A 25,776-nucleotide genomic window follows, 5' to 3' on the forward strand; every position below is an offset into this window, starting at 1 on the left:
GTGGGTTTGTCAATGGTCTGAAGCGTTTCCTACAATAAGCGGTTTATCATTTGATTGTTAATTAATTGATATAATAGTTAATATTAATTTCTTTCAATCCCATATTTGCCAAAACTTTATTTAACTTAGTCAATGCATTCATCTTTTCTACTTGAGTAAGAGTATCGACATACTTACGTTTTAATGCACCTAACAACGCCCAATAGATATTTAATGTAATATTAGAAGCATAATACTTTTTTAACCGGGCAAATGCCACTTCGGCACCAACGATGTACAATTCTGAGGCAGAATGGATATTTATCTTTCCTAGTAATCTCTCATGTTTAAGGGATAAATTTGGAAGATTCCTAATTCTTTCTGTATTTTTCATTATAAACTTTGTCTTATTCGACTTTATTTGTTGAATAGAGGAAATCAACAGTTTTTGATAATTGTCTTTATCTGTCTTTAAATCATCTAAAATTAAATAGTAATGGCTGATAGCTAATTTCATTTTACAATCCTCAATCCAATGAGTTGCTCCCATAGAACAAAGATAATCAGCCAAATCATTCTCGGCTCGCACATAAAAATGACCATTGCACCAAATGCCAAACATGTGTTCTTCAGAAAAGAAGCCATATCCTGTAAATAGTTTTTTAACTGTAATTGGTCCTAATAATTCAGTTAATTCATTTTGAAGATCAAGAATTTCTTTCATCATAATTTTTATACATTTCCTTATGCATATATAGATTATTAGAATAAATGTTTATAACATATAACCAGAAGGAATATAAAGAAAAAAAGAAATTTTTTCTTTATTTTGTGAACTTGCTTCCAAATTTTATTAAAAAATACAGTTAATACTCACGATTAGCTGTATTTTTATTTTAATTTCTTTAGCATGTTTATTACGCAGAGGAAGCAAAATGAGTTTAGCGATTGTATATAGTCGGGCATCAATGGGCGTGCAGGCTCCCTTGGTGTCTATTGAAGTGCATTTAAGTAACGGAAAACCTACATTTACTTTGGTGGGATTGCCGGAGACTACGGTAAAAGAAGCCCGTGATCGGGTACGCAGTGCCTTGATGAGTGTGGGGTTTAAATATCCTGCTAAGCGGATCACGGTTAATCTCGCCCCGGCAGATCTGCCGAAGGAAGGCGGTCGTTTTGATTTGCCGATTGCCTTGGCAATTTTAGCGGCTTCCGGACAAATGGATGCAGATCGCCTGCAACAATTTGAATTTGTGGGTGAATTAGCACTCACAGGACAGCTTCGCGGCGTGCACGGGGTAATTCCCGCGATTTTGGCGGCACAGCAGGCGAAACGCAGACTTATCATTGCGGAACAAAATGCCAATGAAGCATCGCTGGTGTCGGATGCCGAAACCTATTTTGCTCAAACTTTGTTAGATGTGGTGGGATTTTTAAATAATGAAGACGGTTTGTCATTGGCCAATGAACTGCAACAGCAACAAAGTGCGGTGGATTTTGCGAAAGTTTCAACCTTGGATTTAACGGATATCATCGGTCAACAGCACGCCAAACGGGCATTAATAATTGCCGCCGCAGGTCAGCATAATCTGTTATTTTTAGGCCCGCCCGGCACCGGCAAAACTATGTTGGCCAGCCGTTTAACCGCGTTATTGCCGGAAATGACGGAACAAGAAGCCATTGAGACCGCAGCAATCACCAGTTTGGTACACAACGAACTGAATTACAGCAATTGGAAACAGCGCCCTTTTAGGGCACCGCACCACAGTGCATCTTTAGCAGCTTTAGTGGGTGGAGGCTCAATTCCTAAACCCGGCGAAATATCTTTAGCCAACAATGGCGTACTTTTTTTAGACGAACTGCCGGAATTTGAACGTAAAGTCTTAGACTCTTTGCGGCAACCTTTGGAATCCGGCAATATTGTGATTTCGCGGGCGAACGCTAAAGTGGAATTTCCTGCCCGTTTTCAGCTAGTGGCAGCAATGAATCCCAGCCCTACCGGGCATTATCAAGGCAATCATAATCGGGTATCACCGCAACAGGTTATGCGGTATTTAAACCGTTTATCCGGCCCGTTTTTAGATCGTTTTGATTTATCTATCGAAGTGCCGTTATTGCCGCAAGGTGCATTACAAAACAGTGGCGATCGTGGTGAATCTAGCGATAAAGTGCGGTCAAAAGTATTGAAAATTCGTGAACTGCAACTTGCCAGAGCGGGCAAGGTAAATGCACATTTAAGCAGTAAAGAAATTGAACGGGATTGCAGACTCAATACGGATGATGCGGTGTTTTTAGAAAATGCCTTGGCTAAATTGGGGTTGTCAGTGCGGGCTTACCATCGTATTTTAAAGGTTTCCCGTACCATTGCGGATCTCAACGGCGATCCCAAAATTACCCGACAACATCTGGCGGAAGCCTTGGGTTATCGGGCAATGGATCGTCTGTTGCAGCGGCTATCCAATATGGAAAGTTAGTGAAATCCCACCATAATAATATAGGCAGTCAGTGCATAAAAAATGATGGCACAGGTAATTAATAAGAGTTTGGCAGCTTGTGGTTTAGCCGGATGCCATTTCACTGCAAAACGAGCAATAATGCCCAGTACAAAGGGATAAAACCAAAACACATAAGCCATAAATAGGCCATGATTTTTAGGCAAATTAGGATTTTCCAACAATGCAGTGGATGTCACCAACGCCAGCGGCCATAAAAAAATCGGCAGACAAAACGCGGCTATGCCCCAGAAAAACGGGCTGAAACCTTGCGAATATTCTTTTTCCATTTTTATTCCTAAATGAGTACAATGTCGGGAGATATTAGCATAAAAAAGGAAATAAAATGCATTTATTATTTAAGTCTGAAATAGCTCAGTTTGCGTGGTGGTTTCGCGATTACATTCGAGCGAAATACAATGCGGAGTTGATATTGGAAAACAATAATGACGGAATCGCTGTTTATATTGATGAAACACATCCGGATTTCGCCCGTATCGAACAGGAAAAAAACGCATTTTTGCAAGACCCGTTCAATAGCCGCTATCAGAACTCCAGCTGGGAAGCGGGAGATACTAAAACCACTGACACGATAGCAAAAAAGAGCGGTGAAAAAATAAAAAATTTCTCTGCGAAAAAATTTTTATCCAATAATGGAAAATTTACCCTTTTTATCACCGCACTTTGCTTGATTGTGTATGCTTTGGATTTTTTAGAACTGTTCCCAATCCGCGAATGGTTCGGCTATCCGGAATATCTGGGTGAACAAGCAGAAATCTGGCGATATTTCAGTCATACTTTGGTGCATTTATCCTTCTGGCACCTGGCATTTAACTTAACCTGGTGGTGGATTTTCGGCAATGCCATTGAAAAACAATGCGGTACGAGCAAGTTAATTTTAATTTATCTGTTGGCCGGTATTGGTTCCGGTGTGGCACAAAACATCATCTCTGGCCCGCATTTCTTTGGTTTATCCGGTGTAGTTTACGGTGTGTTAGCTTATGTATTCACCGCCGATTACATCACCAGACAAAACTGCTTCAAACTGCCGCAAGGTTTTGCCACAATGCTGATTGTGGGAATTTTAATCGGCTTTGCCGGTCCGTTATGGGGCATTTCTATCGGCAACACCGCCCATATTACGGGGTTGGTATTAGGAGCGTTTGTGGCGTTGGTGGATAGCTATAAGAAAAATCAGGTTTTTTAGCGATCTTAATTGTCAACCATGTGATTTTTTGACTATCGCAAAATTTTCTATAATCGTTATAATAGAAAACTATTTCAAAACCAACCGCACTTTATTTGTATAGCTATGAGAATCCCTAGAATTTATCACCCTGAAAACCTTGAACATATTGCGGAATGTCAGCTTTCTGATGATGCCGCCAACCATGTTGGGCGGGTGTTGCGGATGCAGGCGGGAGATACTCTTGAATTGTTTGACGGTAGTAACCATATTTACCAAGCGATAATTACGCAAGCCGGTAGAAAACAGGTGGATGTGACCATTCAATCCCGCAAGTTTGATGATCGTGAATCCAATTTGTTGATTCATCTCGGGCAGGTGATTTCACGCGGCGAACGGATGGAATTTACTATTCAAAAATCCGTAGAATTGGGAGTAAATGTGATCACACCGTTATGGTCTGAGCGTTGCGGAGTGAAGCTGGACGGTGAGCGATTGGATAAGAAAATTCAACAATGGCAGAAAATTGCCATTGCCGCGTGCGAACAATGCGGTCGGAATGTGATTCCGGAAATCCGTCCAATGATGAAATTGCAAGACTGGTGTGCCGAACAAGACGGCGCGTTAAAACTGAATTTGCACCCGCGAGCGAAATATTCCATTCGTACTCTGCCCCGCATTCCGGCAAAAGGCGTGCGATTATTGATCGGTTCTGAAGGTGGATTATCGCCGCAAGAAATTGTTCAAACAGAACAACAGGGTTTTACTGAAATTCTGCTCGGCAAGCGGGTGCTACGAACGGAAACTGCAGCATTGGCGGCAATCAGTGCATTACAAATTTGTTTCGGAGATTTAGGTTAGATGGAAAGCAAAAAAACAGCACCGACATTTATGCAATTAAAGAATCATTTTCTGATTGCGATGCCGATGCAGCAAGATGATTATTTTAAACAGGCAGTGATCTATATATGTGATCACAACGAGCAAGGCAGTATGGGCTTGGTGTTAACTCAGCCTACAGACTTAAGCGTAGCAGAATTAGTAGCAAAAATGAATTTTATGATGGCGGACAACCGTCAATATCCTGATGATGTTGTATTGGCGGGCGGCCCGGTGAGTGTGGAAAACGGTTTTATTTTGCATCGGAAAACTAAGCTGGATTTTCAACACAGCTATAAAATCACGGATTCTATTCAATTAACCACATCCGCGGATATTGTGCAAACGTTCGGTACCATGCAACAACCGGAAAAATTTATTGTGGCTTTAGGTTGTGCCAGCTGGGCGCCCGGTCAATTGGAAGCGGAAATTGCGGATAACTTCTGGCTTGTAGTACCGGCGGATGAATATACTCTGTTTGATGTGCCCGCCACAGAACGTTGGTTAGCTGCAAATTCTTTATTGGGCATTCAAAACGGCAATTTTGTATATCAACAAATCGGACATTGCTAATGGGATTTACGGCTCTTGCTTTTGATTTTGGCACAAAAAGCATCGGTTGTGCGGTGGGGCAAAGTATAACCGGTACAGCGCAATCTTTACCCGCTTTTAAAGCTCAAGACGGTATCCCGAATTGGGATGCCGTTGAACGCTGTTTGAAAGAATGGCAGCCGCATATTGTGGTGGTGGGATTACCCTTGAATATGGACGGCACGGAACAAGAACTTACGGTGCAGGCCAGAAAATTCGCCAATCGTTTGCAAGGCAGATTCGGTGTCAAAATTGCATTGCAAGACGAACGCTTAACCACCACGGAAGCCCGAACGGAAATTTTTGATCGCGGCGGTTATCGAGCGTTAAATAAAAGCAAAGTGGACGGTATTTCCGCTTGTTTGATTTTAGAAAGCTGGTTTGACTCCAATCCACAATCTGAATAAATTCTGCCCGCATAAACGGAATGAAGTGCGGTCATTTTATTCCGATTTTTCAATTGTCTTTAATTTTCCCACTTCAATATCATTATGCAACAATGCCAATTCCGGCATTGTTTTATTAGCTTTTGTCGATAACGTTTTAAAGCGTTCTACTTTGCCTGCCAAACCTTGCTGACCGGCCAATGCGGTGACGGTGCTGTTATAGTGAGTGCTGACAGTGGAAAGCGTAGTGCCTAATTTTCCTAAACGTTCTGCCACCACACAGATTTGATTATAAATTTCACCGGCTTTTTCGCTGATTTCGCGGGCTTCCAAATTACCCCGTTCAATCCGCCATAAATTTGCCACGGTGCGTAAAATCGGCATTAAGGTGGTATGGGAAACCAAGATCACATTGCGTTCGTAACCGTAATTAAATAATCCTTTATCCTGCTTCATCGCTTCAATATAGGCCGGTTCGATGGCTATAAACATAAGCACAAAATCCGGACTTCGCATTCCGATCAAATTGCTGTAATCCTTGCGGGATAAATCATCAATATGGTTTTTAATGGCTCGCACATGTTCCCGCAAAAAGCGTTCCATATCTGATTCTTGCTCTGCACTGACCGCACTTTCATAAGCGTTTAAGGACATTTTGCTGTCAATAATCAGATGTTTGTTATCAGGCAAATGCACCACGAAATCAGGATAATTATTTTTACCGCTTTCATCTTTAAAATGCGCTTGGGCGGTGTAATTTTCCCCTTCTTGCAGACCCGCAGATTGCAAAGCGTTTTCCAACTGTATTTCGCCCCAATTGCCCACAGTTTTCTTTTCGCCTTTCAACGCAGATGTGAGATTATTGGCTTCTTGCGACATATTTAAGCCGATTTCCAACACTTTTTTGATTTCTGCTTCCAATCCCGCATTGCCTTTGAGTGATTCGGTGTGAATTTCGTTTACCCGTTTTTGAAAGCCGTCGATTTGTTCGCGGAACGGTTTGAGCAAAGCATCCAATGCGGTTTGATTACTCCGACTGAAAGACTGACTTTTTTCCTCTAAAATACGATTGGCAAGATTTTGGAATTCGACACTTAACAGTTGTTTGCTTTGGTTAAAAGTCTCTTGTTGCTCTGCGAAATGCTTTTCTTTTTCCGATAAAGTAGTTTTTAATTCCGTTAATTCTTGCGAAAGTGCGGTGAATTTTTCCGTTAAATTTTGCAAATCCCGTTCTTTACAGGATAGGTTATGCTGGCTTTGATTCAATTGCTGTTGCAGGCTATCCGCTTGAGCGGATGCAATTCCCAAACGCTCTTTTGTGGCATTGATATTTTGCGAAGCCGATTCATTGCGGGCTTGTTCCTCATTAAGCTCCGTTTGTAAATATTGGATTTTTTCATCCCGTTCGACTAAACGCACTTGCAGACCTTCAGCCATTGTTTGAGCTTTAACAATTTGTTGATCTAATTGATTTTTTATTTGTGATAGGGTTTCAAATTTAGCCAATAATTCATTAAAATCTAAAATATTTTTATCCAGATCGTGTTGTAGTTCCGCGACATCCCGTTTATGGCGAAAATTGCGGAACAATAAAATCAGACAAATCACCGATAATACTGCCAGTGAGATAATTAATTGATCTTGTGTGATATTTTCTAACATTACGACGTTTCCAAATCTATATTTATATACAGTATTATAACGGAAAGTGCGGTTGTTTTATAGAAAAATTTAAGGCACGAGAACCGTGCCTTATGGGAATATTATTTTACAAAAGAATCAAAGGTGAGCTCATATTCATCGCCGTCACGGCTATATGAAATATAACGCGGGAATTTTTCATTTGCATGTTTTTTAACCATGATATCTTTGTTACCGGTTTTAAATTTATAGGTGATTTCTTGCACACTTTGCCCGTTATCCCTTTCCACCGCTTTTTGTGATTTTTGAATTTTCACATTTTCCATGGGATATAATTTTTTCCCGTTGGTGATTTGAAAGCTCGTCGGTAACTGATCGTAATAACTTAACTGAAATGCCATGGTAAATAAATCCATTGTCGGCAAGGTAAAAGTTTCCGTTTTTTGATCTTTCACCTTACCGTATGTGATGTTATTCATATCAATTTTTGCCGTAGCATAAGCTTTGCCATTGCGGGTATCAGAATAATTTAACATATTAAATTGGTTGTTACGCATATAACCTTTTGCTAAGAAGCGGATATTATACAGTGGTACATTGATTTTAGATTCCACGAAATATTGCCCGTTATCAATATTAAAATTGATATAAGCTGGCATTAAATAATTAGAACTGTATTTAATGTTAAAATTTTCGGCAAATGCAGTGACGGAAATTAATGCTAAAGCGCCCACAAATAATGTTTTCAATAAATTCATACTCTTTCCTTTTTTATCACGTACGTTGTTAGACATTATACTGGCGAAAAAGTTTTAGACAAAAAATCCCCCTGACTTTTATCAAGGGGATATTGAATATTTGAAGTTTCCTATTAACGGAACTTCGCATCAAACGGTATTTCTGCATCTGGTTCGTGCGTGATACGGTTGCGTAAATCGCGACGAATAACCTCAATAGTCCAGAACCAGAAGATATGACCGACTAATTCGGAAATATGTTCATATAATGGCCATTCAGCAACCGACGGGGTTAAACCTAATACAGGGAATGCGATGTAGTGAACACAGATGTTAGCGATGATACCCGCACCGATACCTTGCCAGAATTTGATTTTCGGGAAACGTTCGGCAACGATGCAGTAACCGATAGCAAATACTAAAGAGAAAATCATGTGAGTTACACCGATCCAGTTGAAAGCATGATCAGCAAAAGTGAATGCTGCTTCGGTCGGGTCGATACCAATGTAGTCGCGTAAGAAAACATGCGGTGGGTTTAAAAATGCACGAGAACATTGTTCCAATGTGATCTGCATGGTTGCCGCACCACTATTTAATGCATCTAAAACCGGTTGTGGACAGGCGGCAGTGAATAAATCGATTGGGCTGCGTGGTGGGAACGGATGTTCTGCGCCCCATTTAACAAAGGCTGAAATGATACCTGCGATGATACCGATGAATACCGCTAAGCCATAACGACGGCGGTTTGGTTCTGTTTGAGCGAAAATGCCAGACATAAAATACTCCGAGTATTATTGATTAAAAGGAGTACAAATTTTATTCTACTGAATCGAATAGTCAAGCAAAATGTTAACTCTAACGAGTTATTTTACTTAATGTTAACAATGGAAACATTTTACTAACTATATTTGATTTGAAGGTAATAGAAACCCCTTAATCATAACAACATCTTCGTTACGCAGTGTCATAATAGTTCTCCTATAGATAAACCACTTTATGTAAAATAAAATGGTTTACTCTGATAAATTATTTTTTATTATATTTAGCATCAATTTCATTAATACGAGCCACTTTGGGTGCAGATCCACCACTGGCAAAGTCGGACTCTAACCAAACGTCTAAAACTGATTTAGCTAACTCAACACCGATAACACGTTCACCAAAACAGATTATTTGTGCATTATTACTTTTTCTTGCACGTTCTGCAGAAAAACTATCATGGCAAACTGCCGCACGAATACCTGGTATTTTGTTGGCTGTAATACTCATACCAATACCTGTACCACAAGTTAAAATACCACGGTCAAATTTACCTTCCGCAACCGCCACAGCAACCGCTTCGGCAACATCTGGATAAAGTACTACATCGCCTTCACCGGCACCAAAATCTTTATATTCAATACCCAATGAATCTAAATGTTTAATTAACTCAACTTTTAATCTATATGCTGCCTCATCGCAACCAATAGCAATTTTCATTTTTCGCTCCCTAGTCTAGTGATTTACATCACGACATACTTCTAAAAAATAAACGATCTACAATTTTACATGCGGTATTTTCATTACCTGTTAATCCATCTCATACCGTTATAGTTACCGACTAAACGCCCCACATCTGCTTGTGGAATCTGACCCCAAAAAGTTAGACGCTAATTACAGGACTGATTTCGGTATTGTACCAGACTCAGTCCTTTTAATTTTATCTGAATACGTTCATTGTTGTAATAAGCAATTATAGTCGTGAATCGTTTTTTTTAGTTCTGCATAGGTTTTAAAATGCATACTCTTTTGATGCCAAATAAATAGCCCAACAGCATTTTTAAATAGACGCACCGGATCAACCGCCGGGCGGCCGTTATCGGAACAGTATAAGTGTGCGGTTTCTTCGCAAATAAATTCAAAGTCAATTGCTTTCGTAATTTTACGAACAAAGGTGTTCTTTAGAAATGAGTATTTCGAGGCTAACCATTTCAAGCTCGTATTGAGATGTGGGAGGATTTTTGAGCATAGGTGTATGCTTATTAGATCAGATGTTTTTGGTCTAGAGGTTTGTCAGTGGTCTTAGGGGTTGTTTAACTCTTTATTTTTGACTTTTTTCTGTTAGATATATTGATCAGATATATTTAATATGAACATATGTAATATTATTTTTATTGCTTTATACATATGTATCTTAAAATAGTTTAAGATATTTTGTGATTTATGTCACAAATTAAAGAATTATTTTTAAATAATTGTGATGTGAATCACATATTAATAAAATGTAGCTTGAACAAAAGATCTTGCTTGGTTATTTTGTTCTCATCAATTAAATTTCCATATGTTATTTTTTATTTACTTAATAATGTTCATAAATACGGGGAGATTTTCAAGATGAATATTCAATCATGCAAAAAACTTGCAATTACAACTATTGTTTTATCCGTTACGAGTTTTTCCATACAAGCTAAAGATTTGATTGTATCAACTTCAGCAAGTATGGGGTCATTGCAATATGATACAACTAAACATTTTGTCGATATAACTAACGAAAAACTATTAGCGGCAAAGTTAGACTATCAATTAAAATTTTTTGGTGCGGGACAGCTCGGTTCAGATAAGGATACACAACAGAAATTAAAATTAGGCACTATCGATATTGCATTATTATCTTCTACGCTTGCAACAAATATTCCACAAATGGCTATTTTTGAACTGCCTTTCTTAATTACTAACCGAGAGCAACTAGCTAAAGTTGAAGAACAAATTTTTTATCCGTACATTGCTCCTGAAGCAGAAAAGAAAGGATATAAAATTATTGGTCTATGGGAAAACGGTTTTAGAAATATAACAAATAATGTTAGGCCTATAAATAAACCTGAAGATTTGAAGGGATTAAAAATTCGCACTCCAAACAGTTCTTGGCGCTTAAAAATGTTTAAAGAATGGGGAGCAAACCCGACACCAATCCCATTTGGTGATGTATTTATTGGTTTAAGAACGGGAGTGATTGATGGTCAAGAAAACCCATTAACCAATATTTATGCCGCTAAATTACAGGAGGTTCAAAAATACCTAAGTATTACGAATCATGTGTATTCGCCTTCATATTTAACTGTGGGTGTTAATTCATATAAGAAATTACCTCAAGAAGTGAAAGAACTTATTGAGTTATCCTCTAAAGAAGCTCAAAGTTGGGCATATATAGAAGCGGAAAAATCAGATGTAGAGTTGGCTAAAAAATTAGTTGCGAATGGGATGCAATTAAATGAGGCGGATATCCCAGCATTTATTGAAGCAAGTAAACCGATTTACGAAGAGTTTATATCATCAGTGCCTGACGGGAAATTATTATTAGAGAAAACGCAAGAAGCAATTAAACCGTAAAATATGAACTTTCGTCGGAGGGATATCTTATGGATGTGTTGTTTAATTTAGTAAAGAAAATATTGACAATAATATCATCCGTAATATTAGCAGCATTAGCTACTATTATTATTGTGTCAATATTTACCCGCTTTGCTGGCATGTCTTTGTATTGGTACGATGAAATATCGTCGATTTTGTTGGCTTGGTTGACTTTCTATGGTGCCGCTTTATGTGCATTAAACCGTAACCATATGGGGTTTGGTAATCTTGTTGCTTCAATGCCCTATCATATTAAGAAATATGTTTTTTTCTTAAATGAAGTTATTGTAATCTGCTTTTTTGTGATTCTTGCATGGGCCGGTTTTTATGTATTATCTATATTCGGTGATGAAACTTTGACTAGTTTAAGTTTTATTACTCAGGCAACAGCACAGTCTGCATTACCAATTGGCTGTGTTTTATTTATCATCGCGGAGATACTTTCAATGCCCAAAGCTCTTAAATCTATTTTAGAGGGTAAAACACAAGATGATGAAGAGATAGAACAGGCTTTGCGTGATGTTGACAATAGTGTGGATATGCAAATGGCTAAGGAGAAATTATCATGATAGCATTTTTCGTATTGCTCGGTTTAATATTGCTAGTGATGATTAATGTTCCTATTGCGGTTGCTATTGGCGTCGTGTCTTTGGTTGGGATGTTAGTTACTAATAGTTTTGATGCCGTATATAATGTGGCATTATCTGTATTTGATGGTGCATCTAATTTTTCATTGTTGGCTATTCCCCTCTTTATTTTAGCTGGTTCATTAATGAATACGGGGGGGATTTCAGTTCGTTTAATTAACTTTGTAAATGCTCTTATTGGTTTTGTTAAAGGTGGACTGGCAATGGTGAATGTAGGAGTATCAATGATTTTTGCTGAAATATCAGGTTCATCTGTAGCTGATGTAGCAGCATTAGGATCAATTTTGATTCCAGCAATGAAAAAACGCGGGTATAGCGGTAGTTTTTCAGCTGCTGTTACATCTTCTTCCGCTTCATTAGCTGTTATTATTCCTCCATCATTACCAATGATTATTTATGGTGCTATGGCTGATGTATCTATCTCCAAACTATTTGTTGCAGGATTAGCTGCCGGAGGTATTGCATCTTTGGGTATGTTTGCAGTTTGTTACTATTATGCGGTCAAATATAATTTACCCAGAGAAGAATCGTTTAGCTTACGTAAATTATGTACTGCTTTTAAAGAAGCGTTTTGGGCGTTGACATTACCTGCTATTATTTTAGGTGGAATTATCTCTGGGTTTACTACTGCGACTGAAGCTGCGGGTTTGGCGGTATTATTGGCTTTTCTCATTGGCTTTTTTATCTATAAAGAGTTGAGTATTTTATCTTTATCTAAAGCTTTGGTTGAAAGTGTAAATGGTACTTCTGTTGTAATGCTTTTAGTCGCGACTTCAGCCGTGTTAGGGCTGTTTCTAACCGAACAAGAAGTACCGCAGCATATGGCATCCGCCATTTTGGGCGTATCAGATAATAAATATATTGTGCTAATGATGCTCAATCTTATGCTGTTTATTATCGGTATGTTTTTACATGGTGCAGCAGCAATTATTTTGGTTGTTCCTATTGTTATGCCGTTAATTACTCAATTGGGCATCGATCCCGTGCATTTTGGTATAATTTTGACACTAAATATCGCTGTAGGACAGCAGACTCCCCCGGTAGCAAGTGTGTTAATTACAGCTTCCTCAATTGCCAAAAAAGATATTTGGAGTGTTACTAAGGACAATTTATGGTTTATTTTAGTATTATTTGTAACACTTATGGCTGTTACGTATATTCCCGCATTAACAGTAGGAATGGTTAACCTATTGTATTAATTATCCAATGATAAATTCCTCCAGCTAGGGGGAATTTAAATTATAACCCCTTAATCGCCTTTTTTCTTTTCTAGGTATTGATAGCAATTTTATTGCTATATTTTATAAAGTTTATTTTATTAAATTTGAAGAAATAATATTTTCTATTAGAGATGTGATATAGATCACAAATTTATAATTAAATTCATATGAAATTCTATTTTGTGACGAGTATCACTTTTTTTTCTTGATAAATTTGTTTTAATAGATGTACAAAAGTTATATCAATGTTCTTTTGTGTGGCCAGATTTAATCTCAGAATAGTTATCTTTTTATGAGGATATTAATATGCAGAAACCTACAGTTGCAATGGTATTGGGTGATCCGGCAGGTATTGGCCCGGAATTAGTTGCTAAATTATTAATTCAAGACGAACAGATACAAAAAGCAAATGTTTTATTAATCGCAGATCCTGATGAGCTGCATAAAGGTATGGCTATTGCTCAAGTTGATTTTAAATATGAAGAAATTACAGAAGCACAATTACCAAGTTATGCTTTTAAAGATGGTATACCTGCCTTAATTATACATAAAGGTTCTCATCCACTACCTTTTGAATATGGTAAATCAACGGCTCAAAGTGGTGTGTATATATTAGAGACACTGAAGCGGGCAGTTGACCTTGCACAAGCTGGATATATCCATTCGATTTGTTTTGCTCCTCTTAATAAACAGGCTATGCATAAAGGCGGTTTACAATACCGCGATGAGTTACATTGGTTCGCAGATCAAACAAATTATCATGATTTTGTATGTGAGCTAAATGTTGTTGATAATATTTGGGCAGGACGTGTAACTTCTCATATTCCATTCAAAGATATTGTACCTAGTCTATCTATTCAAGGTATCGTTGACGGAGTTTGTCTTTTATATAAAGCACTGACTCAGGCAGGTATAGAGAATCCTAAAATTGCGGTTCAGGCACTTAATCCGCATGGCGGAGAAGGTGGTGTGTTTGGTGATGAAGAACTTACCATTATTACTCCGGGAATTGAAAAGGCTCGTGAATATGGTATTGATGTATATGGACCATTTCCAGGTGATACAACAATGCGCGAAGTAGAACGTTTAGGAATTGATGGTGTACTTTCAATGTATCATGATCAATTTTCTACCGCACTTAAATTGCTTGGTTTCGAACGTGGTGTTACGGTGCAAGGTGGTATTCCTATTCCTATTACTACTGCGAATCACGGCACTGCATTTGATTTATATGGTAAAAATGTAGCCATTCCTACGGCGTTTGAAGCTGCGTTTAATATTGCTGTCCGTATGGGAACAGGGGTTTTATCGTTAAATAAAGGAAATTAAACTATGAGCAGAAAACCTAAAAAATTATTAAATAACCCAAGTGACGTTCCGGCTGAACAATTAGAAGGCTTGCTATATGCATGTGGTGGAAAATTGACAAAAATCGACGGATATAGTGGCGTAGTCCGTAATGATATTAAATCAGATCAGGTTGTTGTTGTAACCGGAGGGGGAAGTGGTCATGAACCAATGTTTGCCGGTTATGTGGGCAAGGGCTTAGCTGATGCCGCCGCACTTGGAGAAATATTTGCCTCTCCATCTCCGGATATCATTATTGAAACAACTAAAGCCGCACAAAAAGGTAAAGGTGTTCTGTTTGTCTACGGCAATTATGCCGGTGACAATATGAATTTTGATATTGCAGCTGAATTATTGGAAGAAGAAGGTATTCAGGTTAAAACTGTTCGTGTAACTGATGATATTTCAGCAGCACCATTATCAAAAATGAGCGATCGCCGAGGGGTTGCCGGAGATATGTATGTTCTGAAAATTGCAGGTGCCGCTGTTGAATCCGGATATGACCTAGATAAACTGTACGAAGTCACAGCAAAAGCCAACTTTAATACGCGGACAATGGGAGTTGCCTTAGGCGCCTGTTCCATTCCCCAAACGGGAAAATTTAATTTTGAATTGGCTGATGATGAACTCGAGTTAGGTATGGGGATTCATGGGGAACCAGGTGTCAGAAGACAAAAAATGGCATCTGCAGATGAAATAAACGGAGAAATTATCAATAGCTTATGTGCTGATATCAGCTTGCAGGCCGGAGATAAAGTATGTGTAACTATAAATAATCTAGGTAGTTCTACATATACCGAATTATTAATAGCAAATAGAAAAATATATCAAGAATTGAGCGCCCGTAACATACAGATTTATGACACATTGATTGGTGGGTATTGCACTTCGCAGGAAATGGCCGGATATTCGGTCACGATATTCCGTTTAGATGATGAATTACAAAAACTTTATGATATGCCTTGTGATAGCTTTGCTTGGAGAAAATAATATGAATGTATCAGAAACTAGAAACTTATTGCTTTACACTGCAGAAAAAATGGTTGAAAGCGAACCTATTTTAACCGAGCTGGATCTGAAAATCGGCGATGGTGATCATGGTTTAGGTATGCAGCGCGGTTTTGCAGCTGTAAGAGACTTATTAAACACGGATACCTTTCAACCAAAAGATATTGGTGAATTATTTTTGACCTCAGGAACAAAAATGATGTCCAGTATGGGCGGAGCTTCAGGTGCTATTTTTGGAACATTATTCAGAGCTGGCGGAAAAGCTATCATTGGTGAAGAGACCTTTAATGCAAAAGTTTTGGCTCAGTTTTTATCTGCTGGTAAAGAAGGTGTATTTAATCGAGGGGGGGCAAAACCTGGCGACAAAACAATGATGGATGCTCTGGCAGCCGCAGCAGATCATGCTATTGCTGTACAAAATGAAAGTCTGATGATTGCTCTTGATGCGGTGGCCACGGCAGCAGAACAAGGTGCTGAAAATACAAAAGATCAAATTGCTGTTTTCGGCCGAGCTAAGAGTCTGGGTGAGCGCTCTTTGGGTTATGTCGATCCGGGGGCGGTTTCTATGTCATTTATTCTTAAATATATGTCGGAATTCACAAAAAATAATCAGTAACCGCTAACTAAAAATAAGGCTTGGCACAGACTAGGCCTTATTTTGATGAAGAGGGAAATACTATGAAACAGAATAAAGCGTCTCATGTCCGTTGGTTTGTCTTTGGTATTATCTTTTTATTGGTTGTAGTTAATTTGATTGACCGAATATCGCTTTCTATTGCAATGCCGACCATCGCTAAAGAATTTGATTTATCTCCCACAATGCAAGGAATTATTTTGAGCAGTTTCTTTTGGGCTTATGCTCTTTTACAGATTCCGGGAGGATGGTTAATAGATAAATACGGCCCCCGCAAGATGATTACAGGTTCTACAGTATTGTGGGGAGTATTTCAAACGCTTGCCGCATTTTCAACCGGCGGTATATCGCTTTTATTCTTGCGTTTTATGCTTGGAGCCGGCGAAGCTCCGCTTTTTCCGGCCGGCGGTAAATTAAATTCGACATGGCTGTCTTCTAAAGAGCGCGGTCGCGGTGCGGTTATTATGGATTGCGGCGGACCTCTAGGTGCTGCACTTGGGGGCATTATTATTGCCTATATGATTGCTGTTGTTGGATCTTGGCGGGCAGTATTTGCCATTATCGGTATTATTACTATGCTGCTGGGTATTATTACTTGGAAATATCTGCGTGATACACCGCAAGAGCATACATTTGTGAATGAAGAAGAATTAAAACTTATTGAAGCTGATAATTCACAAAGTGCGGTAATAAAAGAAGATATTTCTACAGGTACAGGCGTTTCAAAAGTTTCATTGATCGCTATTTTGTTTGGTCGGGCGGCTTGGGCAATGATGTTCTTCGGATTACTAACTTGGGGGCCGAGTTATTTGGCACAAGCAAGAGGGTTTGATATTAAAGGTGTAGGGAACGCAACATTTATCATTTTCTTGTTTGGTTCTTTAGGTTCATTGTGCGGTGGTTTTTTCACTGATTTCTTAGTCAAGCGGGGAATTGCACAGCGTATTGCAATTAAAGGGGTTCTGACAATCTCAGGAATCAGTACGTTAATTGCGTTTTCCCTTTTGCCGAATATGAATGTTCCTGTTATTGCTATTGCGGTACTTTCTATCGCAGCTTTTTTCTTGATGTGGGGAAGTCTGTATTGGAGTTTCCCTGCACTACTTGCTCCAAAGAACAAAGTCGGTTTTGTCGGCGGTATTATGAATATGGCTGGTAGTTTAGGAGGAATTATTGTACCGATTTTAGTTGGCTTTATTTTACAAAAAACAGATAACTACAATAATGTACTATTCTTTTTTGCCGGGTGTTCTGTTGTATATATTTTAGGCACATTAAGTATTCAACTAAGTAAACAAGATAAATAAGGGAAAATATATGGAACATAAATTATATGATGGCCCAATGATTGATGCACATCAGCATTTTTGGCAACCACAAATCAATCCACATCCATGGTTAGCTCCCGATGTGTTAATTCCGTTTAGATATGGCGATTATACATCTATCAAGAAAGAATATTTACCACCGGATTATTTAAAAGATGTTACTTCTAAGCATAATGTTGTTGCAACTGTTTATGTTGATGCTGAGTGGGATCCTAAAGATCCAATAGGAGAAACAACTTACATTCATACTGTTGCAGAAAAATATGGAATGCCTAATGCTGTTGTTGCACAGGCATGGTTACAAGCTGATGATGTTGAGTCTGTACTAAGAGAACAATCGGCATTTCCACTGGTAAGAAGTGTTCGTCATAAACCAGAAGGGGCATTATCTCCACAAGAAGCTCAACAAGGTGTAAGAACTTTGATGAGTAATGAGAAATGGCGTGAAGGTTATGAGTTATTAGAAAAATTTAATTTAAATTTTGATTTGCAAACTCCTTGGTGGAATTTGCATGAGGCAAAACAATTAGCTTTAGATTTTCCAAACACACTTATTATTCTAAATCACACTGGGTTACCATCAGATCGTTCTCCTGAAGGACTGGCAACCTGGCATAAAGCAATGAGCCAATTATCTGATATTCCTAATATTGTTGTAAAAATTTCAGGAATTGGTTTACCCGAAAAACAATGGAATATTGAGGATAATCGATGGATTATACAAGAAACAGTAAAAATATTTGGTGTGAATCGTGCTATGTTTGCTAGTAATTTCCCCGTAGATAGTTTATGTGGAGAGCTGCAAACTATTTTTACTGGATTTAAAGAGGCAGTAAAAGACTATTGTTATGAGGATCAATATAAATTATTTTTTGCGAATGCTAAAAAATACTACAAAATTGATATTTAATAATGTTATATAAATGATAGGAGTAAAAATGACTAACCTAACAAAGCTATCTGTTAATACGTCTATCTATGATGGATATGATTTAGATACTACTTTGAGTTCTATTAAAAAATGTGGTTTTAAATATTTTGAACTAGCGTACAATCAAGGATATGTAGGAAATATAAATAAAGATCTATTCAGTATTGATAATGCAAATACTGTTAATAATCTTAAAGAAAAATACGGATTAAATATAAATGCACTTGGATGTACTATGGATCTTTCTATTGATAACTTTTTGGAAATTTTTACTCCTCGTATTTATTTTGCAAATTTAATTGGTGCTAAATATATAAATATTTGTACAACTAAATTAGAAAATAAACTCAAAATGATTAATAATCTATGTTTATTAAAACCTCTTTTAAAAAATGCGGGATGTATTCTTTGTTTAGAAAATGGTGGTGATTATAATTTTAATGCATTTGTCACTATTGATGATGGTTTAGAATTACTTAAAGAATTAGATTCCGATGTTTATTCAATAAATTTTGATCCGGGTAATATGGTAACTTATAAAAAAGAATTAGATGTATTATCTCAATCCTTAATTGCATTAGATTATTCAAAATATTTTCATATTAAGGATGTTTGTATTTTAAATAATAAATTTAAGTTTATACCTATTGAAGGTAAGGGGTTAATAAATTATAAAGATATAATATTAAAATTAAAAAATAAACGTATACCTAGTAGTTTAGAAATTCCATTAAGAATATATAGAGAAATTGATTCTACACCAAGGAGATATAATGAACGAGTACCTTTAGAAGTGATTGAAGAGACATTGGTAAAGTCAAGAAAATATATTGAGTCTATATAATATTAAGAGGTAAAACATGAATTATAAGGAAGGTAATTTATTAACTGAAATCGCTATTGCATATTATGAACATGAACTTACTCAAGAAGATATCGCCAACAAGTTCAATATTTCTAGAATTAAGGTAGGACGTTTATTAAAAAAAGCAAGACAAGAAGGGGTTGTTGAAATAAATGTGAAGTATCATCCTGTTTTTACCTCTCAGCTAGAACAACGATTAATTGAAGAATTTGGTATTCAGCGAGCCTTAATAGCAATAGACGAACATAATGAAAAAGAACAAAGAAAACAAGTAGCTTCTTTAGTGAGTTCATATCTTTCAAATACTTTAAAAGATGGCATGACAGTTGCGGTTGGGCAAGGACGTAATGTCGCAGCAATAGGAGAGTATGTCGGTATACCATCAGAGAAGAATTGTAAATTTATTTGTGGCATTGGTGGCGTTCAACGTATTGGAGAACCTGTGGATGCCGATAATATTTGTAAAAATTTGGCAAATAAATTTCATGGTACGAACGAAACTTTATATGCTCCAGCTTACTTAGAAAATAAAGATTTTAGAGATGTATTCATGGGTAATAGAGTGATTAAAGAAACACTAGATAGAGCTCGTAAGGCGGATATTGCTCTAGTAGGTATTGGTGATATGAATGAAGATAGCTACATGGTTCGATTAGGTTGGTTTACCGCTAAAGAGGTAACGGAAGCCAAAATAAATTTGGGTGTTATCGGAGATATTGCCGGATATGGTTTTTTTAACATCCAAGGTGAACCTGTTGATACTGTAATGAATAATAGAGTAATTGGCTTAAGTCTGGAAGATTTAAAAGCAATTCCCTGCGTTATCGGAATTGCTTCCGAAAATACAAAAGCAATGGCAATTCTTGGTGCTTTACGTACAGGTATTATTGATGTTATTGCAACCAGTGCCAGTAATATCAATATGATACTGAATTTTTCCAAAGGGTAATAATCATAAAATATAGGAGAGAAATGATGAAAATTGCATTAGGATGTGATGAAGCTGCATATGGTTTAAAACTAGAAATAATGAAACATTTAGATTCATTAGGAATTGAATATGATGATTTTGGTAATGTTGAATTATATCCGGATGTTGCCGCACCTATTGCTGAGGCTATTGCCGAAGGTAAATATGATCGTGGGATTTTAATGTGCGGTACCGGTATTGGAATGTGTATCACGGCCAATAAAATACCTGGCATCCGAGCGGCAGTTTGCCATGATGTCTTTTCAGCGGAACGTGCCAGAAAAAGTAATGATGCTCAGATTCTTTGTTTTGGAGAACGTGTTATTGGTGTTGAATTAGCGAAATCTATTTTAAATGTATGGTTAAACTCAGATTTTTCTGGCGGCGGATCTACCCGAAAAGTAGCCAGAATTAATGAAATAGAGGCTAAATATCATAAATAATTTATTAACCCTATAATTTTCAAAGAGGTGTAATTATGAAGAAACTAAATGTTATTTCAACGACAATTTTACTCACAATAATTTCAGGAACTGTTTTTGCAGCAGGGGAACATACTTTAGCTCTCAGCCATTACGGTTCTCCGAGTGATACAGTGACTAAAGCAACGGAGTTTATGGCCAAACGAGCCAGCGAACTTTCTAATGGTCGAATTACTATTAAATTGCATCCTAATAGCGAATTGGGTCCATCAGGCACGCAAATTGACGGAACTCGGATGGGAACAATCGATATTGTCGTTGTAGGAAACCCTTATTACACCACTTTTAATGAAGAATTGAATTTGCTGGATTTACCATTTTTATTTAGAGATGAATCTCATGTAGAAAACGTATTGAACAGTGATGTGGGTGATAATCTTCTAAGATCCTTAGAAAAATCAGGATTGAAGGGATTGGCGTTTTATGAAATTGGATTTAGAGATATTACAAATAGTAAAAAACAAATAAAAACTGTTGCTGATTTATCCGGTTTAAAATTGCGAACCACGCCAAATCCAGCACATATTGCCGCATTTAAAGAATGGGGAGCAAATCCGACTCCAATGCCGTTTAATGAAGTTTATTTTTCTTTAAAAACAGGCGTTATTGATGGGCAAGAAAACCCCGTTCATCATATTTATAATAATAATTTGCAGGAAGTACAAAAATATTTATCTCTGACCAACCATGCATATACAGCCGCACCAATGACAATGAATTTAGATCGTTTCAATTATATGGATAAAGAAGATCAGGAGATTCTATTACAGGCTGCAAAAGAAGGTGCTGAATTAGAGAAAAAACTCAATATGGAAGAAAATAAAATCTACCTTGGCAAATTAAAAGAACAAGGTATGGAGGTTGAAGAAAATCCAGATACAGCTTCATTTAAAGCAGGTGCAAAAAAAGCGTGGGACGATTACGCTAAAAAATTCGGCAATGATATCATCAATAAAGTTATTGATATCAAGTAGCTAATATTGACATATAAGAAAAAGGAGACAAATTTATGGTCGATAATTATGAAAAATTTATTAGTAAGACGTTTTTATCCTTAGGATGTCTCTTTTTTCTTATTATTGTCATCATGACATTTGTTCAAGTAATCACAAGATATGTTATCAATATATCTTTTCCATGGGCAGAAGAATTTTTGCGCTTCTGCTACACATGGATGATTTTATTCGGAATACTGACAACTACTCAGATACAGGTTCCTTTATTGAGAATAATGATATTTGAAAAATTCAAATACGGTTGGCTGTTATCATCTGTATTATATATTATCATGTTGTTTTGCTTGTTTTTATTAGTAAAAGGTGGTCTTAAACTCTATGAGATGAATATAAATAGTTATTATTCTGCATTTAAGATTTCTATTTCATGGGTCTATGTTCCATTTATTCTTTGCCTTACTCTTGAAATGATAAGAATAGTTATTGCATTTGTATCTTTAGCTAAAACAAGAAAAGTGAGGGAGTTATAATGTCATTTATCGTATTGCTCGGTGTCATGTTTATTTTCACTGTATTAGGACTGCCACTATTTTACAGCATTATCTTTGCTTCTATCGTAACATTATTTACATTTTTACCTTATGTACCAGTAACTATTGTGGCACAACAAGTTATGCAGGGATTAGATACAAATGCCTTACAGGCATTGGCATTCTTTTTTTTAGCCGGAGAACTGATGAGTGTCGGAGGTATTACAGTCAGAATTATCCGTTTTGTTACTTCATTAATCGGCAGATGGAAAGGATCATTGGCATATATTAATATTTTTTCCAGTTTGTTTTTCGGTTCTATTAGCGGATCTGCAGTTGCATCAACAGCCGCTATCGGCAGTTCTTTAATTCCTGAAATGAAAAAGAATGGATACCCGGCTCCATTTGCCGCAGCACTGACACAATCAGCTTCAATTATTGGGCCTATTATTCCGCCCAGTGTTCCTATGATCGTATTTGCGGCTTTAGCCGGTGCCGGAGTTTCAGTAGGCAAGATGTTTATGTCGGGTATTATTCCGGGCATTATGATTGCCTTGGTATTAATTTTAGTTACATTTATTTTGAGCAAAATTTATAAATACGGCAATAAATCAGTTGCTTTTAATTTAAAAGAAGTTAAAGACAGTGCAAAAGATGCTGTTTGGGCATTACTTTGTCCGATTATTATTCTCTACGGTATTATCTCGGGTGTATTTACGGCAACGGAAGCTGGTGCGGTATCTGTCGTATATGCTTATTTAGTCGGTACTTTTATTTATAAAGAACTCAGTATCGAGCGATTGAAAAAAGCATTAATTTCATCTCTCAAAGGAACAATTACCGTTATGCTGATTGTAGGAGCATCTTCTATCTTCGCATGGATGATCGCCCGCTTGCAAATCAGCCATCAGGTTGCGGCTTGGATATCTTCAGTATGCGACAGTCCTATTGAAGCATTGATATTGATTAATATTATTGTCCTGTTTATCGGTATGGTTATGGATCCGACAGCGGCATTGACAATTTTGGTTCCTGTATTTATGCCGATTGTCAATCAGTTCGGTATTGATCCTATTCATTTTGGCTTAGTAATTATTTTAAATTTAATGATTGGGTTGGTTACGCCTCCGGTAGGCTACCTAATATTTCTGTCAGCTAATATTGCTGAATGCGAACCGATGAGAGTGCTTAAAGATAGCGTACCATTTTTGCTTTCTCTCTTTGCATTGTTAATTTTACTAATTATGGTGCCGGCATTCAGTACATTCCTACCAAATCTTCTTTTTCAATAGGAGCTGAATAATGAGTAAATGGATTGATTTATCTATGCCTATTTCAACAAACCATGTTCGTTGGAAAAGTGCGGTAGAAAAAAAAGGTAATTTTGATGATGGAGATTTATTTGAAGCGACGCAGCTGCAAGTTTCCTGTCATGCTTTTACACATATGGATGCATTGAGCCATATTCAGAAAGGCGCATATAACATATTAGATATTGCACCGGAAGTCTTTATCGGTGATTTTCATGTGTTGGATTTAGCTGATATTGTCACCGATAATTTTGCTATTAGTGCAGAAGTGCTTAAAATAATTTGGCCTAAACAGCAACAATATACCAAATTCATTTTTAAAACATGTTGGGATACTCATTATAGCTATAACTCTCAAGAATTTTGGGGTAATTCGCCTTATATCACGGATGATGGGGCTGCTTATTTAGCATCACAACATATTGACATTATAGCCTTTGATTTTCCACAAGATTATCCTATCCGAGGTTGGCTCACAAACACAATGGAAAAACCGCTAAGTAAACATGTTACGCATCAACATTTATTAATGAAGGGAGTTACTTTAGTCGAATATATTTGTAATACGAATAAGATTACTAGTTCTATTATTGAAGCCGTAATGGTTCCTATTGCAATAGAAAATACTGATGGTTCTCCATGCAGGGTCTTAATTAAAAACAAATAATAAGGAAAAAATAATGAAGAAGATTTATTTTGGTACAAATTTGAAGATGTATAAAGGAAATTCTGATGTAACTAAGTATCTTACTGAACTTAGTAGCTTTGCTAATAAATTTAAGTCTCAATATGATATAGAGTTGTTTGTAATCCCTTCTTATACTACATTAAAAGATGCAATTGAACTTGCTGAAACCAAAGCAAGTATCCCATCTATTAAAATCGGCGCACAAAATATGAATCCGAATGATAGTGGGCAATTTACAGGTGAAATATCCCCCTTAATGCTAAAAGAATTAGGTGTTCAGTTAGTGATGATTGGTCATTCTGAGCGGCGTCATATTATGAAAGAAACAGATCAAGAAGAAAATGCTAAGGTTTTATCTTCCCTACAACATAAATTTATTACATTATTATGTATCGGTGAAACATTAGAGCAGAAGAATTACAATATTTCAGATGAAATCTTGAGAATGCAGTTGAAAATAGGTCTATTTGATGTGCGACCTGAGCAATTGCCATTGCTACGAATTGCATATGAGCCGGTTTGGGCTATTGGAACTGGAGGTATTCCTGCAACAGCAGACTATGCGAATGAAAAACACGCAGTAATTAAAGAGTGCTTATTTGAATTATTCGGTGAAGAGAGTAAGAAAATACCGGTTCTATATGGAGGGAGTGTTAACCGGGATAATTCAAATGAATTAATTTCTAAAGAGTGTATTGATGGATTATTTGTAGGACGTAGTGCTTGGGATGCAAGTAATTTTCATTTACTAATTACAGATGCATTACAAGTAGCTGAGAATATAGGAAAATAAATACCATGGATTATTCTATTATAGCGAGCCAACTAATTGAAAAATTAGGAGGTAAGAATAATATTAATGCGTTAACTCACTGTGCAACTCGTAAAAGCAAAATCAGGACACCCGGGTGCGCCTATGGGCATGGCGGATATCGCCGAAGTGTTATGGCGCGTTTTTTTAAAACATAATCCAACCAACCCGAAATGGGCGGACCGTGACCGCTTTGTGCTTTCAAACGGTCATGGCTCAATGTTAATTTATAGCTTGTTACATCTAACCGGCTATGATTTGTCTATCGAAGATTTAAAACAGTTCCGTCAACTTCATTCCAAAACGCCGGGCCATCCGGAATACGGTTATGCACCGGGTGTGGAAACTACGACAGGTCCCTTGGGTCAGGGAATCACGAACGCTGTGGGGATGGCCATTGCAGAAAAAACCTTGGCTGCACAATTTAATCGCCCGGGTCACGATATTGTTGACCATTACACTTATGTGTTCTTGGGTGACGGCTGTTTAATGGAAGGCGTTTCTCACGAAGCCTGCTCATTGGCGGGAACCTTAAGTTTAGGCAAATTAATCGCATTCTACGATGACAACAACATTTCAATTGACGGTCATGTAGATGGTTGGTTTACCGATGATACGCAAAAACGCTTTGAAGCCTACGGCTGGCAGGTGATTCCGGCAATTGACGGTCACGACAGTACAGCTATTGAAGCCGCGGTAAAACAAGCGCAGGCAGAAACCAATAAACCGACCTTAATTATCTGCAAAACCATTATCGGTTTCGGTTCACCG

The 25,776-nt window shown here is 37.3% G+C and carries 28 protein-coding genes and 3 pseudogenes; 23 read left to right on the forward strand and 8 right to left on the reverse strand.

The features are described from left to right. Positions 1-61: 61 nt before the first annotated feature. Complete coding sequence (locus tag EDC44_RS01800) at positions 62-706, reverse strand: TfoX/Sxy family protein (RefSeq protein WP_131974787.1); 645 nt, start codon at positions 704-706, stop codon at positions 62-64. 208 nt (positions 707-914) lie between these two features. On the opposite strand from EDC44_RS01800, the gene EDC44_RS01805 reads away from it, so the two are divergent. Then, a complete protein-coding gene (locus EDC44_RS01805) occupies positions 915-2,453 on the forward strand; it encodes a YifB family Mg chelatase-like AAA ATPase (protein WP_131974789.1) in 1,539 nt (512 codons plus the stop codon). Here EDC44_RS01805 and EDC44_RS01810 read toward each other — a convergent pair. After that, positions 2,450-2,761, reverse strand: coding sequence for a DUF5389 family protein (locus EDC44_RS01810; protein ID WP_131974791.1), 312 nt, complete (start codon positions 2,759-2,761; stop codon positions 2,450-2,452). The genes EDC44_RS01805 and EDC44_RS01810 overlap by 4 nt on opposite strands. Before the next feature lie 56 nt (positions 2,762-2,817). Between EDC44_RS01810 and EDC44_RS01815 the strand changes: the two genes are divergently transcribed. From EDC44_RS01815 to ruvX, 4 genes are all read left to right on the forward strand, one after another. Then, positions 2,818-3,678: a rhomboid family intramembrane serine protease gene (locus EDC44_RS01815; protein WP_131974793.1), complete on the forward strand. Its 861-nt coding sequence runs from the start codon at positions 2,818-2,820 to the stop codon at positions 3,676-3,678. Between the two features lie 105 nt (positions 3,679-3,783). Beyond that, positions 3,784-4,518 carry a 16S rRNA (uracil(1498)-N(3))-methyltransferase gene (rsmE, locus tag EDC44_RS01820; protein ID WP_131974795.1) on the forward strand — a complete coding sequence of 245 codons (735 nt, stop codon included), beginning with the start codon at positions 3,784-3,786 and terminating at the stop codon, positions 4,516-4,518. A gap of 30 nt (positions 4,519-4,548) precedes the next feature. After that, on the forward strand, positions 4,549-5,109 hold the full coding sequence (locus tag EDC44_RS01825; RefSeq protein WP_131974844.1) for a YqgE/AlgH family protein: 561 nt from the start codon (positions 4,549-4,551) through the stop codon (positions 5,107-5,109). Beyond that, positions 5,109-5,534, forward strand: coding sequence for a Holliday junction resolvase RuvX (gene ruvX / locus EDC44_RS01830; protein WP_131974797.1), 426 nt, complete (start codon positions 5,109-5,111; stop codon positions 5,532-5,534). Before EDC44_RS01825 ends, ruvX begins: the two co-directional genes overlap by 1 nt. Before the next feature lie 36 nt (positions 5,535-5,570). Here ruvX and EDC44_RS01835 read toward each other — a convergent pair whose 3' ends face one another. From EDC44_RS01835 to EDC44_RS01860, 6 genes and pseudogenes are all read right to left on the reverse strand, one after another. Next, positions 5,571-7,175 (reverse strand): DNA recombination protein RmuC, encoded by a 1,605-nt coding sequence (locus EDC44_RS01835; protein ID WP_131974799.1) that lies wholly within the window; start codon positions 7,173-7,175, stop codon positions 5,571-5,573. Positions 7,176-7,276: 101 nt separating this feature from the next. Next, positions 7,277-7,912, reverse strand: a complete 636-nt coding sequence (locus EDC44_RS01840) for a hypothetical protein (protein WP_131974801.1) — start codon at positions 7,910-7,912, stop codon at positions 7,277-7,279. A 113-nt stretch (positions 7,913-8,025) separates the two neighbouring features. Then, entirely contained in the window at positions 8,026-8,667 is a 642-nt protein-coding gene (locus EDC44_RS01845; protein WP_131974803.1) for a YagU family protein, read from the reverse strand. A gap of 250 nt (positions 8,668-8,917) precedes the next feature. Beyond that, positions 8,918-9,370, reverse strand: coding sequence for a ribose 5-phosphate isomerase B (rpiB, locus tag EDC44_RS01850; protein ID WP_131974805.1), 453 nt, complete (start codon positions 9,368-9,370; stop codon positions 8,918-8,920). Between the two features lie 170 nt (positions 9,371-9,540). Then, positions 9,541-9,643 (reverse strand): annotated as a pseudogene (locus EDC44_RS01855) (IS3 family transposase); the annotation flags it as partial. A 35-nt stretch (positions 9,644-9,678) separates the two neighbouring features. Continuing rightward, positions 9,679-9,899: pseudogene (locus tag EDC44_RS01860) on the reverse strand (transposase); the annotation flags it as partial. A 365-nt stretch (positions 9,900-10,264) separates the two neighbouring features. On the opposite strand from EDC44_RS01860, the gene EDC44_RS01865 reads away from it, so the two are divergent. The 18 genes and pseudogenes from EDC44_RS01865 to EDC44_RS01950 all read left to right on the forward strand — a co-directional run. Beyond that, positions 10,265-11,257 carry a TRAP transporter substrate-binding protein gene (locus EDC44_RS01865; RefSeq protein ID WP_131974807.1) on the forward strand — a complete coding sequence of 331 codons (993 nt, stop codon included), beginning with the start codon at positions 10,265-10,267 and terminating at the stop codon, positions 11,255-11,257. A 29-nt stretch (positions 11,258-11,286) separates the two neighbouring features. Beyond that, positions 11,287-11,847 carry a TRAP transporter small permease gene (locus EDC44_RS01870; protein WP_131974809.1) on the forward strand — a complete coding sequence of 187 codons (561 nt, stop codon included), beginning with the start codon at positions 11,287-11,289 and terminating at the stop codon, positions 11,845-11,847. Continuing rightward, on the forward strand, positions 11,844-13,124 hold the full coding sequence (locus EDC44_RS01875; protein ID WP_131974810.1) for a TRAP transporter large permease: 1,281 nt from the start codon (positions 11,844-11,846) through the stop codon (positions 13,122-13,124). The genes EDC44_RS01870 and EDC44_RS01875 overlap by 4 nt, the downstream gene beginning before the upstream one ends. Before the next feature lie 327 nt (positions 13,125-13,451). Then, a complete protein-coding gene (locus EDC44_RS01880; protein ID WP_131974812.1) occupies positions 13,452-14,474 on the forward strand; it encodes a 4-hydroxythreonine-4-phosphate dehydrogenase PdxA in 1,023 nt (340 codons plus the stop codon). Positions 14,475-14,477: 3 nt separating this feature from the next. After that, complete coding sequence (locus EDC44_RS01885) at positions 14,478-15,482, forward strand: dihydroxyacetone kinase subunit DhaK (RefSeq protein WP_131974814.1); 1,005 nt, start codon at positions 14,478-14,480, stop codon at positions 15,480-15,482. A 1-nt stretch (position 15,483) separates the two neighbouring features. Further along, a complete protein-coding gene (gene dhaL / locus EDC44_RS01890; RefSeq protein ID WP_131974816.1) occupies positions 15,484-16,116 on the forward strand; it encodes a dihydroxyacetone kinase subunit DhaL in 633 nt (210 codons plus the stop codon). A 62-nt stretch (positions 16,117-16,178) separates the two neighbouring features. Then, positions 16,179-17,441, forward strand: coding sequence for an MFS transporter (locus tag EDC44_RS01895; protein WP_131974818.1), 1,263 nt, complete (start codon positions 16,179-16,181; stop codon positions 17,439-17,441). A 10-nt stretch (positions 17,442-17,451) separates the two neighbouring features. Then, positions 17,452-18,372, forward strand: coding sequence for an amidohydrolase family protein (locus tag EDC44_RS01900; RefSeq protein WP_131974820.1), 921 nt, complete (start codon positions 17,452-17,454; stop codon positions 18,370-18,372). A gap of 28 nt (positions 18,373-18,400) precedes the next feature. Next, positions 18,401-19,237, forward strand: coding sequence for a sugar phosphate isomerase/epimerase family protein (locus tag EDC44_RS01905; protein ID WP_131974822.1), 837 nt, complete (start codon positions 18,401-18,403; stop codon positions 19,235-19,237). A 16-nt stretch (positions 19,238-19,253) separates the two neighbouring features. Next, a complete protein-coding gene (locus tag EDC44_RS01910; protein ID WP_131974824.1) occupies positions 19,254-20,207 on the forward strand; it encodes a sugar-binding transcriptional regulator in 954 nt (317 codons plus the stop codon). A 26-nt stretch (positions 20,208-20,233) separates the two neighbouring features. Further along, a complete protein-coding gene (rpiB, locus tag EDC44_RS01915) occupies positions 20,234-20,671 on the forward strand; it encodes a ribose 5-phosphate isomerase B (RefSeq protein ID WP_131974846.1) in 438 nt (145 codons plus the stop codon). A 35-nt stretch (positions 20,672-20,706) separates the two neighbouring features. Then, positions 20,707-21,684, forward strand: coding sequence for a TRAP transporter substrate-binding protein (locus EDC44_RS01920; protein WP_131974826.1), 978 nt, complete (start codon positions 20,707-20,709; stop codon positions 21,682-21,684). Between the two features lie 35 nt (positions 21,685-21,719). Next, on the forward strand, positions 21,720-22,196 hold the full coding sequence (locus EDC44_RS01925) for a TRAP transporter small permease (RefSeq protein ID WP_131974828.1): 477 nt from the start codon (positions 21,720-21,722) through the stop codon (positions 22,194-22,196). After that, positions 22,196-23,488, forward strand: coding sequence for a TRAP transporter large permease (locus EDC44_RS01930; protein ID WP_131974830.1), 1,293 nt, complete (start codon positions 22,196-22,198; stop codon positions 23,486-23,488). The genes EDC44_RS01925 and EDC44_RS01930 overlap by 1 nt, the downstream gene beginning before the upstream one ends. A 10-nt stretch (positions 23,489-23,498) precedes the next feature. Further along, the gene (locus EDC44_RS01935) at positions 23,499-24,173 is read left to right on the forward strand and encodes a cyclase family protein (protein ID WP_131974832.1); all 675 of its coding nucleotides are present in this window, start codon (positions 23,499-23,501) and stop codon (positions 24,171-24,173) included. A gap of 13 nt (positions 24,174-24,186) precedes the next feature. After that, the gene (gene tpiA / locus EDC44_RS01940) at positions 24,187-24,987 is read left to right on the forward strand and encodes a triose-phosphate isomerase (RefSeq protein ID WP_131974834.1); all 801 of its coding nucleotides are present in this window, start codon (positions 24,187-24,189) and stop codon (positions 24,985-24,987) included. A 5-nt stretch (positions 24,988-24,992) separates the two neighbouring features. After that, positions 24,993-25,052: pseudogene (locus EDC44_RS13135) on the forward strand (hypothetical protein); the annotation flags it as partial. Positions 25,053-25,068: 16 nt separating this feature from the next. Next, positions 25,069-25,776 (forward strand): 1-deoxy-D-xylulose-5-phosphate synthase N-terminal domain-containing protein (locus tag EDC44_RS01950; RefSeq protein WP_243647877.1); only part of this gene is annotated, 708 nt, incomplete at its 3' end.

It is taken from the genome of Cricetibacter osteomyelitidis (assembly GCF_004340985.1).
GTDB classification, from domain to species: Bacteria; Pseudomonadota; Gammaproteobacteria; order Enterobacterales; family Pasteurellaceae; genus Cricetibacter; species Cricetibacter osteomyelitidis.